The organism is Variovorax sp. FG153, assembly GCF_057809595.1.
In genome coordinates this window covers 104,086-116,397 of sequence record NZ_JBMDKG010000026.1, presented here as the reverse complement: position 1 = coordinate 116,397, position 12,312 = coordinate 104,086, and the positions used below count along the sequence as shown (strand labels likewise).

General features: G+C 70.7%; 12 protein-coding genes. 4 read left to right on the top strand and 8 right to left on the bottom strand.

All coding sequences use genetic code 11. From position 1 onward, the window contains the following. Both tagH and ACODT0_RS25430 read left to right on the top strand, forming a co-directional pair. The coding region (gene tagH, locus ACODT0_RS25435; protein WP_489042594.1) for a type VI secretion system-associated FHA domain protein TagH at positions 1-804 on the top strand (804 nt) is incomplete at its 5' end. 64 nt (positions 805-868) lie between these two features. Beyond that, positions 869-1,690 carry a PP2C family protein-serine/threonine phosphatase gene (locus tag ACODT0_RS25430; RefSeq protein ID WP_057596786.1) on the top strand — a complete coding sequence of 274 codons (822 nt, stop codon included), beginning with the start codon at positions 869-871 and terminating at the stop codon, positions 1,688-1,690. Here ACODT0_RS25430 and ACODT0_RS25425 read toward each other — a convergent pair. From ACODT0_RS25425 to tssA, 5 genes are all read right to left on the bottom strand, one after another. Further along, complete coding sequence (locus tag ACODT0_RS25425; RefSeq protein WP_261217092.1) at positions 1,687-2,283, bottom strand: hypothetical protein; 597 nt, start codon at positions 2,281-2,283, stop codon at positions 1,687-1,689. The genes ACODT0_RS25430 and ACODT0_RS25425 overlap by 4 nt on opposite strands. A gap of 104 nt (positions 2,284-2,387) precedes the next feature. Then, a complete protein-coding gene (locus tag ACODT0_RS25420) occupies positions 2,388-2,870 on the bottom strand; it encodes an Hcp family type VI secretion system effector (RefSeq protein WP_057596788.1) in 483 nt (160 codons plus the stop codon). Between the two features lie 133 nt (positions 2,871-3,003). Then, positions 3,004-4,497, bottom strand: a complete 1,494-nt coding sequence (gene tssC / locus ACODT0_RS25415) for a type VI secretion system contractile sheath large subunit (protein WP_057596789.1) — start codon at positions 4,495-4,497, stop codon at positions 3,004-3,006. Between the two features lie 50 nt (positions 4,498-4,547). Further along, positions 4,548-5,066, bottom strand: a complete 519-nt coding sequence (gene tssB / locus ACODT0_RS25410) for a type VI secretion system contractile sheath small subunit (protein WP_489042593.1) — start codon at positions 5,064-5,066, stop codon at positions 4,548-4,550. Positions 5,067-5,149: 83 nt separating this feature from the next. Beyond that, positions 5,150-6,184, bottom strand: a complete 1,035-nt coding sequence (gene tssA, locus ACODT0_RS25405) for a type VI secretion system protein TssA (protein ID WP_057596791.1) — start codon at positions 6,182-6,184, stop codon at positions 5,150-5,152. Between the two features lie 113 nt (positions 6,185-6,297). Here tssA and tssJ point away from each other — a divergent pair, with 113 nt between their 5' ends. Further along, a complete protein-coding gene (tssJ, locus tag ACODT0_RS25400) occupies positions 6,298-6,798 on the top strand; it encodes a type VI secretion system lipoprotein TssJ (protein WP_261217082.1) in 501 nt (166 codons plus the stop codon). Between the two features lie 29 nt (positions 6,799-6,827). Here the strand turns inward: tssJ and ACODT0_RS25395 are convergent, their stop codons facing one another. Both ACODT0_RS25395 and ACODT0_RS25390 read right to left on the bottom strand, forming a co-directional pair. Next, a complete protein-coding gene (locus ACODT0_RS25395) occupies positions 6,828-8,024 on the bottom strand; it encodes a type VI secretion protein IcmF/TssM N-terminal domain-containing protein (RefSeq protein ID WP_296725711.1) in 1,197 nt (398 codons plus the stop codon). A gap of 16 nt (positions 8,025-8,040) precedes the next feature. Beyond that, positions 8,041-9,372: a DotU family type IV/VI secretion system protein gene (locus tag ACODT0_RS25390; protein ID WP_489042592.1), complete on the bottom strand. Its 1,332-nt coding sequence runs from the start codon at positions 9,370-9,372 to the stop codon at positions 8,041-8,043. A 248-nt stretch (positions 9,373-9,620) separates the two neighbouring features. Between ACODT0_RS25390 and ACODT0_RS25385 the strand changes: the two genes are divergently transcribed. Next, positions 9,621-10,310 (top strand): response regulator transcription factor, encoded by a 690-nt coding sequence (locus tag ACODT0_RS25385; RefSeq protein WP_057596795.1) that lies wholly within the window; start codon positions 9,621-9,623, stop codon positions 10,308-10,310. 36 nt (positions 10,311-10,346) lie between these two features. Here ACODT0_RS25385 and ACODT0_RS25380 read toward each other — a convergent pair whose 3' ends face one another. Continuing rightward, positions 10,347-12,158, bottom strand: a complete 1,812-nt coding sequence (locus ACODT0_RS25380; protein ID WP_489042591.1) for an acyclic terpene utilization AtuA family protein — start codon at positions 12,156-12,158, stop codon at positions 10,347-10,349. Between the last annotated feature and the right edge of the window lie 154 nt (positions 12,159-12,312).

Here is a 12,312-nt window from a genome sequence, read left to right as displayed (position 1 = left end):
GCGCCGCCCGCGCCCGCGCTGGCACCGCCGCCGCCGGCCGCGCCGCCACGCCCGGTGCCGCTGGCCGAGCTGCCGGCCTTCGACGACATGACCGGCCTGCCGATCCGCATCAGCGGACCCGACACGCCGGCGCGCGAAGCGCCGCCGCTGCCGCCGCCGCCCGCGCCGGCCTTCGCGTCCCAGGCCGCGGCGCCGGCCGCGCGCAGCGCGAGCGACGACGAGCTGCTGGCCGCGTTCCTGCGCGGCCTCGGCGGCACGCACCAGCCGCCCGAGATGCTCACGCCGGGGCTGATGGAGCGCATCGGCGCGATGCTGCGCAGCGCCACCGAGGGCACGCTGCAGCTGCTGCTCACGCGCCAGGAGTTCAAGCGCGAGGTGCGCGCCGAGGTCACGATGATCGCGGCGCAGGCCAACAACCCGCTGAAGTTCTCGCCCACGGTCGAGGTCGCGCTCGCGCACCTGCTGGGGCCGGGCGTGCGCGGCTTCATGCCGGCCGAGGCCGCGATGCGCGATGCCTTCGACGACCTGCGCGCGCACCAGTTCGGCGTGATGGTCGGCATGCGCGCGGCGCTGGCGCACGTCATCGCGCGCTTCGAGCCCGACGAGCTCGAGAAGAAGATCAGTTCGAAGTCGGCGCTCGACGCGCTGTTCTCGGCCAACCGCAAGGCCAAGCTGTGGGACCAGTTCGTGGCGCTGTACGGCGGCATCGCGACCGAGGCCGAGGACGACTTCCACAACCTGTTCGGCAAGGCCTTCCTCGAGGCCTACGAGGCCCAGATGGCGCGCCTGAAGTCCGACGCCTGAGGCGCGCCTTCGCACCCGACGACACCCGATCCCACGACAAGAACGCCCGACGCGAGGAGCCCGCTTGGAAATCGAAATCGTCACGCTGTCCCGCCAGGGCGGCCGCAGCTACAACGAAGACGTTCATGGCCACTGGCACGACGATCGCCACGTCGCCTGCCTGGTGGCCGACGGCGCCGGCGGCCATGGCGGCGGCGACGTGGCGGCGGCCACGGTGCGCGCGAGCGTGCTCGGTGCCTTCTCGGCCGGGCCCAGCCTCGACGAGGGCGCGCTGCGCGGCCTGATCGAACAGGCCAACCGCGACGTGGTGGCGCGCCAGGCCGAGGGCGGCACGCTCGCGGGCATGCGCTCCACCGTGGTGTTCGCGGCCATCGACCTCGAGGCCCATGCACTGGCCTGGGTGCACAGCGGCGACAGCCGGGCCTACCTGTTCCGCGGCGGCGCGATCGTCGCGCGCACCACCGACCACAGCCTGGTGCAGCAGATGGTGGCCGGCGGCATGCTCGACGAGGAGGGCGCGCGCCTGCATCCGCAGCGCAACATGCTGCTGTCGGCGCTGGGTTCGCTCGAGGAAGCACCCGACATCGCGGTGTCGGACCGCATGCGGCTCCTGCCGGGCGACGTGCTGCTGCTGTGCAGCGACGGCGTGTGGGAACCGCTGGGCGACGAGTGCCTGGTCGAGACCCTGCATGCCTCGCGCACGCCGAGCCAGTGGACCGAGCAGCTCGACGGCCAGATCAAGGCGCGCGCCAAGCCCGGCCACGACAACTACACGGCGCTCACGCTGTGGGTCATCGCCGATCCCGAGGACGACGAGGCCACGCGTCTGATGCCCGAACTGCTGCCGGCGCAGGGGCCGGCAGCGGGTTCCCGGGACGACGGCTAGAAGCCGTAGTCGAACCAGCTCTGCGGCAGGATGAATTCCCAGTACTCCTTGAACAGGGTCTCGGGAATGCCGTTCTTCTTGGGGCTGTTGCTGCGCGCGTAGTTGAGGGCGCGGATGTAGGCCGCGCGGTCGTTGGCGTCGAAGGCGTCCTCGAGCATCGAGGCGCCGGTCATGAACAGCGGCTTGTACTGCACGTGCCGCCCGACCTGCGCCGACAGGCAGCCGTCGAGCCGCAGGCCCTTGACCTCGGTGAGGTACTGGAAGTACTGGCAGTGCACGCCGAGCGAGAACTCGCGGTCGCCGAGCATTTCCTTGGCGAGCCGGTGGTAGTCGGTCTCGACGCCGGCCCACTCGTAGAAGTCCTTCTTCTCGGGATTCTTCACCTCGAGCTGGCCGAAGCCAACGCCCAGGCCGCTCGGCGTCTCGGCCTGCTGGATGTTGCAAAAGCCCGTCTCCTCGAAGCAGATCACGGCGATCATGAAGTAGGAGACCGGGTGTTCCCCGGGATGCACGCGCTGCAGCGTGCTCCAGAACGTGGGGAAGTCGTAGGCCGCGACCTGGTTCCAGGCGAACGGCGTCTTGCTGACGTGCATGGGGTACTCGCTTTCCTGAAATGAAAAACGGCGGCCGGGAAACGAATCCGCGGCCGCCGCCTGGGGAGAGGAGGAGAGGAGGAGAGGAGGAGAGGAGCTTGCGCTCAGACCTTCTTGTTGGCGGCGATGTCCCAGCCGGTTTCCTTGGTGCCGTCGCCCGAGCCGTCGGCCTTCTGCGGCGTGTACTCATACTTGAACTTCGAGAAGTTCAGCGTGATGGTCTCGGTCAGGCGGTCCTCGCCGCCGCTGCCGCCGGTGCTGATGTGGGTCACCAGGATGTCGTCCATCGACAGCTTGATGTACTCGAGCGGCGTGGCGCCGGCCTTGCGCACCGTGAGCACGCCCTTCTTGATGTGGGCGCCGTTGCAGCAATCGAGAAGCAGCAGGTGCGAGGACGAGTCGACGTACTTGGTGATCGACAGATCCTGCACGCTGACCTTGCCGGCGCCCGAGCCGCCACCGACGTGGCCGGTGCCCGACTGTGCGGCACCCCAGCTCCACGACAGCACGTCGATTTCCTTCTTGTGCGAATCGTCCTTGGATTCGCCGTCGACGCCTTCGAGCTTCAAAAACATGTCTGCAGCCATGATGCTTACCTTTCAGTTGTGTGAGAGTCGGAAAAAAGGGCTTCCGTGCGGTGCCTAAGCGTTGGTGCCCGGGAGCTGTCTTGAGAACGAGCGAGCGGCGTTTTTTTCAAAAGGCCGCGCACCCGTTTTTTTCTTACTTGCCGCCCTTGGCGGACGGCAGCTTCGACACCAGCCGCAGCGAGACCGTGAGGCCCTCGAGCTGGTAGTGCGGGCGCAGGAAGAACTTCGAGCTGTAGTAGCCCGGGTTGCCCTCGACTTCCTCGACGACCACCTCGGCGGCCGCCAGCGGCTTGCGCGCCTTGGTCTCCTCGGAGGAGTTGACCGGGTCGCCGTCGACGTAGTTCATGATCCATTTGTTGAGCCAGCGCTCCATGTCGCTCTTCTCCTTGAAGCTGCCGACCTTGTCGCGCACGATGCACTTGAGGTAGTGCGCGAAGCGGTTGCAGGCGAACAGGTAGGGCAGGCGCGCGGCCAGGTTGGCGTTGGCGGTGGCGTCGGGGTCGTCGTATTCGGCCGGCTTGTGCAGCGACTGGGCGCCGATGAAGGCCGCGAAGTCGGAGTTCTTGCGGTGGATCAGCGACAGCAGGCCGGCCTTCGAGAGTTCGGCCTCGCGCCGGTCGCTGATCGCGATCTCGGTCGGGCACTTCTGGTCCACGCCGCCGTCGTCGCTCGGGAAGGTGTGCAGCGGCAGGTTCTCGACCGCGCCGCCCGACTCGATGCCGCGGATGCGCGAACCCCAGCCGTAGAGCTTGTACGAGCGGTTGATGTTGGTGGCCATCGCATAGGCCGCGTTGGCCCAGGCGTACTTGCCGTGATCGGCACCGGCGGTGTCTTCCTCGAAGTCGAACTCCTCCACCGGGTTGGTGTTGGCGCCGTAGGGCGTGCGCGCCAGGAAGCGCGGCATGCACAGGCCCAGGTACTTCGCGTCGTCCGAGTCGCGCAGCGAGCGCCAGCCGGCGTATTCGGGCGTGAGGAAGATCTTGGTGAGGTCGCGTGGATTGGCGAGCTCCTGCCACGACTCCATCTGCATCAGGTTCGGGCTCGCGCCCGTGATGAAGGGCGCGTGGGCCGAAGCGGCGATCTTGGCCATCTCGCCGAGCAGCTCGACGTCGGGCGGGCTCTGGTCGAAGTGGTAGTCGCCCACCAGCGCGCCGAAGGGCTCGCCGCCGAACTGGCCGTACTCCTGCTCGTAGATCTTCTTGAACATCGGGCTCTGGTCCCAGGCCGCGCCCTTGAACTTCTTCAGCGTCTTGGCCAGCTCCTGCTTGGAGATGTCCATCACGCGGATCTTCAGGTGCTCGTCGGTCTCGGTGTTGTTCACCATGTAGTGCAGGCCGCGCCACGCACTCTCGAGCTTCTGGTAGTCGGGGTGGTGGATGATCTTGTTGACCTGCTCGGTGAGCTTGGCGTCGATCGCCGCGATCATCGACTGGATCGACTTGGTCACGTCCTTGCCGATGACCTCGGTGTTGGCCAGCGCCTGCTGGGCCAGGGTGAGCACGGCGGCTTCGACCGCGCTCTTGGCTTCGTCGCTGCGCGGCTTGAATTCCTTCTGCAGCAGCGACGAAAAGTCGCTGCCCGCGTACGCGACGTCTTTCAACGCGCTCTGTTCGAGTGCTTCGGCCATGGTGGGTTACTCCTCGTGAACCGGATGTGGATGGCGGGGTGTGGAAGGGGTCAGGCGGCCGGCGGGGTGGTGCCGTCCTCGGGCTTCTTGGTCGCGGCCAGCGACTGCAGCAGCGCCGGGTCCTCGAGCACCTTGGCCAGCAGCTCCTCGGCGCCGTTCTTGCCGTCCATGTAGGTGACGAGGTTCGACAGCTGGGTGCGCGCCTCGAGCAGCTTGTTGAGCGCGCCGACCTTGCGCGCCACGGCGGCGGGCGAGAAGTCCTCCATGTTCTCGAAGGTCAGCTCGACCTTGAGCTCGCCCTCGCCGGTCAGCGAGTTGTCGACCGCGAAGGCCGCGCGCGGCTTCATGGCCTTCATGCGCGAGTCGAAGTTGTCGACATCGAACTCGAGGAACTTGCGGTCGGCCACGGGCGCCAGCGGGTCGGCGGGCTTGCCCGACAGGTCGGCCAGCACGCCCATCACGAAGGGCAGCTGGATCTTCTTCTCGGCGCCGTAGAGTTCGACGTCGTATTCGATCTGCACCCGGGGCGCCCGGTTGCGGGCGATGAATTTCTGACTGCTCTTGGCCATGGCGATGCTCCTTGCGGGGGTGAAACGGGGTGGGTCGATCCAGGGATGGAAAGGGGAGGGGACGAGGAAGAAGAGGCGCGGCCTTATTCCGAAGCGCGGCGGCCGGTCACGTTCTCGATCGTGTCGAGCGCGTTCGGCGCGAGGTTGGCCATGATCTCGAGGAAGCTCACGCCGATCAGCTTCTTGGCGCGCTCGATCAAAAGCGGAGCGGGATTGCCGGGCTCGGTGGTCTCGAGGAAGCGGATCACGCGGTCGAGCATCTGCAGCGCGTCCTGGCGGGTCTGGATCTCGCCGCGCGCCGCCGCGGGACGCGCCCCGCCGCCGCCGCCCGCGGCGCCGTCGACGCCTTCCTCGGTGCCTGCCTCGCCGGCCTCCTCGGGCGCGCCGAGGGCGGCGCTGCAGGCTTTCTGCAGCGTGCGGGCGATACCGCGCAACGCGGCCAGGTCGATGGCGTCGGCGCGGCCGGTGCGTTCCACCAGCAACGCCTGCAATTGGTCGATCAGTGCCGGCGCGCCGATCGCGGCTTCGATGCGTTCGGGCTGCTCGGCCTGCAGCGCCTCGAGGCCGCCCTGGATCTGCGCCGTGGAGTAGGCGGGATCGCCGCTGGCGGCGAGCGCGCCGGTGGCCACCGCGATATCGCGCACGCGGATCGGGCCGACGCCCGGCGCCATGCCGACCTGGGCGTCGTAGAGGTCGCGCAGCACCATGCTTTCGTCGCTCAACGGCGCGAGCGCGTTCAGGCGCATCGTCGGGTCGTTGTCGTCGTCGGCATCGAGCATTGGATGTATGCCGTCCCAGAAGCGGTCGAGCAATCCGGTCAGCAGGCGCAGGCCGGCGACGAAGCCCGTCACGCCCTGCAAGCGCGTGGAGGCGCGCAGCAGCAGCACCGCCGCGCGCACGTCCTTGCTGCGGCGCAGGATCGCGTCGGACTGCTCGGCCACCTCCCGCCATTCCGGCTCCACCGCGGGAATGACGGTGTCGCCGAACTGCTGTTCGGGCTTGCCCTGCGACGCGGTCACGAGCGCGGTGAAGTCCGCGTCGTACTCGAGGTCGGCTCCGCTCGGCGCGCTGTCGCCGATCGGTGTGAGCAGTGCATCTGCGAGTTCGTTGGTGAGCATGTTGCCTGTTGAATGTGGCTGGTGATAATCAAAGATGCCTCTCAACCGGTCAATGCAACGAAGGGAATAGCATGCGAGCGCTCGGTACACACCATTCGTCCTATGGAGGCCTGTTGGCCACGGCTTCGCGCCGGCACGTGGCGGCCTTCGGCCTCGCTGCCGCGGGGCTCTTTCTCGCGGGCTGCGCGAGCAAGCCGCCACCCGAGGTGAAGACGCCGGTGTCCCTGACGCTGGTGGCGGGGCCCGATGCCAATCCCGACGCGCGCGGCCGCGCATCGCCGCTCACGGTGCGGGCCTACATCCTCAAGACGCCAGGCGCCTTCGAGGGCGCCGACTTCTTCTCGCTGTTCGAGAAGGACCAGGCCACGCTCGGCGCCGAGATGGTGCAGCGCGAGGAAGCGCTGCTGCGCCCCGGCGAGAGCCGCAAGTTCGATTTCGTGCTGCAGCCCGACGCCAAGACGATCGGCGTGATGGGCGCGTTCCGCGACCTCGACCGCGCGCGCTGGCGCGAGGTGCGGCCGCTCGAGGTCGGCAAGATCAACACCATCACCGTGACCTACGGCGCGCGCCAGATCCGCATCGACCAGAAGGCGGAGCCGATCAAGAAGGAATAGCCGTCGCGCACCGTGCGCGCGGGCGGCGTTCACATCGCTTCCAGTCCCGCGTCGCGGTCCTCCGGCGGCAGCCGCCCCGGCCGCGCGAGCGACTGGTCCGCCGGCAGGAAGCGATCGAACAGATCTGCGACGAAGGCCCCGTTGCCGCCCGACGTGCCGGCCGCCGCGCTCAGGTAGAGGCCGCGCCAGCGCAATCCCCTCGCTTCGCGCGCCTTGCGGCCATGGCTTTCGAACAGGGCCTCGGCCGCGAGCCGCAGGCCCGGCCGCAGCGAGCGCACCCCCTCCACGAATGCATGCACCGCGAGCCGGCCCGCCGCGCCGGGCTGCTCGCGCTGCAATCCCATGCGCAGCGCATGCAACCGGGTGGCGATCGGCTCGAACACCGCGTCGAGCCTGGCGCCGCCGTCGGCCTCGGGTGCCGCGTTCTCCAGCGGCAGCCGGTGGCCCAATGCCTGCGCCAGCACCTCGGGCGGCAGCGCGCCGCGCAGCGCGCCATAGCCTTCGAGTCCTTCGAGGCCCGTGACCACGAGGTAGAACGGCAACTGCAGCCGCAGCGTGCGGCCGATCTCCTCGACCAGCCGGCGCAGCCGCGCGATGCGCATGCGGAAGGCGACCGCGTCGGTCGGGGCCTCGCGCAGCGCCTGCGCGCCGATGCAGGCCACGATGCCGTGCAGTGGAATGCGTTCGCGGCGCTCGGCCAGCGCGAGCAGCGACGCGAGCCACAGCGCGCGGGCCTGCGGCGCGTCGGCCACGTCCTCGAGCACGCGTGCGTCGATCTCGATGGCGGCCATCGCGCCGCCGGTCCACCAGCGCCAGCCGTCGCGCACCGGGCCGGCGGGTGCGTCGTCCGACGGGTCCGCATCGAGCGGCGACGCCGCGAGCAGCCCCGGCAGCCCGGCGGCCGCATCGCCGAGGAACAGCAGCCACGGCGCTCTCGGCGCCGTGCCGCCGCCGAAGTCCCCGTCGTCGGCGTTCTCGCCGGCGGCACGCGGGCGCGGCGCCAGCCGCAGCCGCTGCTGCGCGCGCGCCATCGCCTCGTGCAGGCGCTCGACGGCCTGCGCATCGGCCGCGCGCGCGGGCGGCCGCAAGGTGGCGATGCGCTGCTTCAGCGCACGCTGCCGCGCGCCGCGCCCGGCGTCGCGCACCACGGCGCAGAGCACCGCGAAGCCGAGCGCGCACAGCGCGAGCAGCGGCCAGAAGAGGTGGGCGGGCGGCAGGGTGTGCATGGCGGCGGCGCGGTCCTCAGCGCGCCTCGGTCTCGAGGAACACGAAGTCGGCGATCAGCCGCTCGCCGCCCTTGTTGGCCGCGAGCGCCTCGCGCAGCTGCAGCAGGTAGGCCGAGGCCAGTTCGAACGGGGGCCGGTCGGCGGTCTCGTGGAAAGGCATCGGCGAGGAGATCACGGTCACCAGCACGCTGCCGAAGGGCGGGCTCACGAGCCAGCTCGAGGGGATGTCGCGCCCGAGCTCCAGCTTCTCGCCGGCGCGCAGCCGGGTCGGCGCCTGGCCCGCGTTGAGGTGCATCACCGAGCCGTCGGCGGTGTAGTAGTCGACCCACAGCACGCTGTCGTGGCGCGGCGCCGTCACCTCCACGCGCACGGCGTCGCCCTCGCGCAGGCGGCCCTGCCGTGCGGAGGGCAGGGCCAGCCCGAGGCCGTAGGCCTTGTCGGCATTGCGCGCCTGGTAGGGCTTGAGGATCGCGAACACCTCGCAGTGCGGCCACACGCGCACGCCGAGCTCGAAGCGCGGCGCCTTCACGCCCGGCAGCCGGCCCACGTCGTGCTGCACGTTGGCGACGTCGGCCGGCAGCGAGACGAAGCCGCTGACCTTGAGCGCGCCCTCGGCATCGACCGTCACCGCGAGGTCGGCGCAGGCGTAGCTCTGGAGCTGCTGCTCGACGCGCTGCGCGAGGTCGGCCTCGGGCCGCGGCGCGCCGGCCAGCCAGGCCCACAGCAGGTAGAGCAGCGGCACCAGCAGCGCCAGCGCCGCGCTCGCGCGCAGCAGCGAGCGGTCGCGCCGCCGCATGTCGATCGGGGCGGGCGGATCGGGCTCGGCATAGGGCTGCGGCGTGATGCGCTGCTGCGCGAGGCTGCCGAGCGCGAGCGGCGCAAGCCGCAGCTGGCGCCCGTGCAGCTCCTTGAGCTTGCCGAGCTCGCCGCGGTCGCCGTGCTCGAAGTAGTACTGGCCCTTGAAGCCCAGCGCCAGCGCATGCCAGTAGACCTCGCGCACCTCGTCTTCGCGCGCGCCCAGCGCCGACAGGTGGTGGAAGAACTCGCTGTGGGCGTTGTTCGAGGCGAACAGCTGCACCTGCAGCGGCGCCGCGCCCCGGGCCGCGCCCGGGTGGCGCGCGAGGATCTCGTCGATCCAGGCGACCATCGCGAAGGCGGCCGATTCGAGTTGCGCGGGCGACAGCGGTGTCGCGTTCGCCCGCGCGCATGCGCGCGCCTCGTCGAGCAGCAGGCGGGCCTGGCGCTGCGCGGCGTCGTGGTCGAGCGTGGGGCGGTTCGCGGCGATCGCGGCATCGAGCGCGAGCCCGAACGAGACGAAGGCCGAATGGCAGTCGATCAGGCGGGCCATGAAGACACGCGCGCCGGCTCAGGCCGCGGCGAGCCGCCGCGCGAGAGCTGCCCTGCACCGGCGCCTGCTTCGTTGGCACATGCCCATGTCTCGCTTCCTTCGGGTTGGCGATCATTCTTCTCAGCGGCCCCGGGGCGCGCCATATCGCTTGGGGCCTATGCCGTTCGGGCAGCGCGCCAGCCTTGCTGCGCGGGGCATTCGCCGGTATCGTCGGCGGTCGCTGAGTCAATGCACGCTGGGGTTAAGCCATGAAAATTCTGATCGCCGACGACCACCGGCTCGTCATCGAGGCGGTCAAGGCCAAGTTGTCCGAGCTGGAGCCCGGCATCGAGTTCGTGCTGGTCATGAGCGTGGACGAGCTGCTGGCCGGTGCCACCGACGACCTCGACCTGGCATTGATCGACCTCAACATGCCCGGCGCCGACGGGCAGGCCCACATCGACGAGATCCGCCGCCGCCACCCGGCCGTGCCGGTGATCGTGCTGTCGGGCTACGAGGATCCGGCCATCATGCGCGCCGCCCTCGAGCGCGGCGTGCTCGGCTTCATTCCCAAGGCCTATTCGCCCGAGGTCATGCTGTCGGCCGTGCGGCTGGTGCTGGCCGGCGGCGTCTACGTGCCGCCGATGATGCTGACCGCGCTGCCGCCCGGCATCGTGGCCGGCGTGGCGCCGCAGCCCGGCGCCGACGCCGCGCGCGCGCCCGGTGCCCCGGCCGCCTCGCAGACGCTCGAGCACCTGCGCAACGTGCTGACCGAACGGCAGGTCGAGGTGCTGCAACTGCTGTCGCAGGGCAAGCCCAACAAGCTGATCGGCCGCAGCCTCGGCATCAGCGAGGGCACGGTCAAGATCCACCTCGCGGCGATCTTCCGCGCGCTCAACGTGCGCAACCGCACCGAGGCGGTGGTGGCGGCGCAGGCCTTGACCGAAGCGCAGGCCTGACCCAGGCCCGAGACCGTTCGGGCCGCCCCTCTCGTTTCAGCGTCGTTGCGCCGCCTGCGCCACCGCGCGCGGCACCTTCACCCGCATGTCGAGCAGCATCTGCCCCATGCCCTTGCCCAGCGGGTCCATGCGCATCGACGAGGGCCCGCCGCCGTCGAGCGCCCCGTGCAGCAGCAGGTTCATCGCCGCGATGCCCGGCAGGTGGAAGCGTTCGACCTTGCCGTGCACCAGGTCCGCGAAGTAGGCGCCCACCGCCTCGGGCGTGACGCGCGACCACAGCAGCGGCAGCCACTCGGGCCGGCGCGCCACCAGGCCGATGTTCGAGAGGTCGCCCTTGTCGCCGCTGCGCGCCCAGGCCAGGTCGATGAGCCGCAGCTCGACCTGTTCGCCGCCGTCGTCGGCGAAGGGCGGCGGTTCCGCCACCGGCGGCGCGGTGCCATCGCCCTCGCCGGACGGGATCGCCACCGCCCGCCGCTCGCCGTCGATCACGAAGGACACCGGCACCTGCGCCTTGGCGAGCAGGAAGGCGAAGGGCTTGACCAGCGGCGACACCGAGGGCCGGCCACCCCCGGGGCCGGTGGTGCCCGGCGACCACGAGGTGCCCGCGGGCGCGATCTCGCGCGCGAAGATCTCGAGCGCGGCCTTCTGCGGATGGTCGACCGCCACGCGCATCATCGCCTCGCGCACGCCATGGGTGCGCGCATGCGGGCCGTAGAGCGTCTCGGCGCCGATCGCCTCGATGTGGCTGCGCGTGAAGGGCGCGAGGCCCAGGCGCGCGAGGATGCCGCCGGTGCGCTCGAGGATCGCCTCGGCCGTGCGCCGCGCCTTGCGCTCGGCATCGATGCCCACGATCACCAGGCTGCCCGCGCAGCGGAAGCCGTCGAGCTGGGTGGCCGAGACCTTGTAGGCCGGCGTCGGCGCGCGGCCGCGCGCGGGGCTCACGCGCACGCGGTCGGGGCCCTCCTGCTCGATCGTCACGGCGCGGAAGTCGCAGCTCACGTCGGGCAGCAGGTAGGCGCCCGGGTCGCCGATCTCGTAGAGCAGCTGCTCGGCCACCGCGGCGCGGATCACCTTGCCGCCCGTGCCCTCGGGCTTGGTCACGACGAAGCTGCCGTCGGCCTGGCATTCGACGATCGGGTAGCCGATGTTCGCCCAGTCGGGGATGTCTTCCCAGTCGGTGTGCAGGCCGCCCGTGGCCTGGCAGCCGCATTCGATGATGTGGCCCGCGAGGCTGCCCGAGGCCAGCCGGTCGAAGTCGCCGGGCTGCCAGCCGAACTCGTGCATCAGCGGGCCGAGCGTGACCGCGCTGTCGACGCAGCGGCCCGTGATCACCACGTCGGCGCCCGCGGCCAGCGCGGCGGCGATCGGCAGCGCGCCCAGGTAGGCGTTGGCGCTCAGCACCTTCTCGGGCAGGGCCTCGCCCGTGAACATGTCGCGCGTGCCGGCGGCACGCAGTTCGGCCATGCGCGCGCCGAGGTCGTCGCCCTCGACCACCGCGATGCGCAGCGGCACGCCCTGGGCCTCGGCCAGCGCGCGCAGCGCGGCGGCGCAGCCCTGCGGATGGATGCCGCCCGCGTTGCTCACCACCTTGATGCCCTGGCGCTTGATCTCGGCGAGCACCGGCTTCATCGCGATCTCGACGAAGTCGGTGGCATAGCCCTGCTCGGGCTTCTTCGCGCGCGCCGCGGCCAGGATCGCCATCGTGGTCTCGGCCAGGTAGTCGAACACCAGGTAGTCGAGCCGGCCGTGTTGCACGAGCTGCGGCGCGGCCACCATGCTGTCGCCCCAGAAGCCCGAGGCGCCGCCGATGCGGACGGTCTTGGTCGGTGCGGCGGTGGATGAAGGCATGGCGGTCCTCGGGTGGCGGATGGAAGGGCCAGCTTAGCGAGGCGGCCGCGGCGCGGCTTGCGTCGAGTCGCTGCGCCTCGCGTCGCCGGGCGCAGCCTGTTGGCGCAAGACCCGACCGGCGCCCGCCGCTAGCCTCGTGCGCCAAGGAGACACC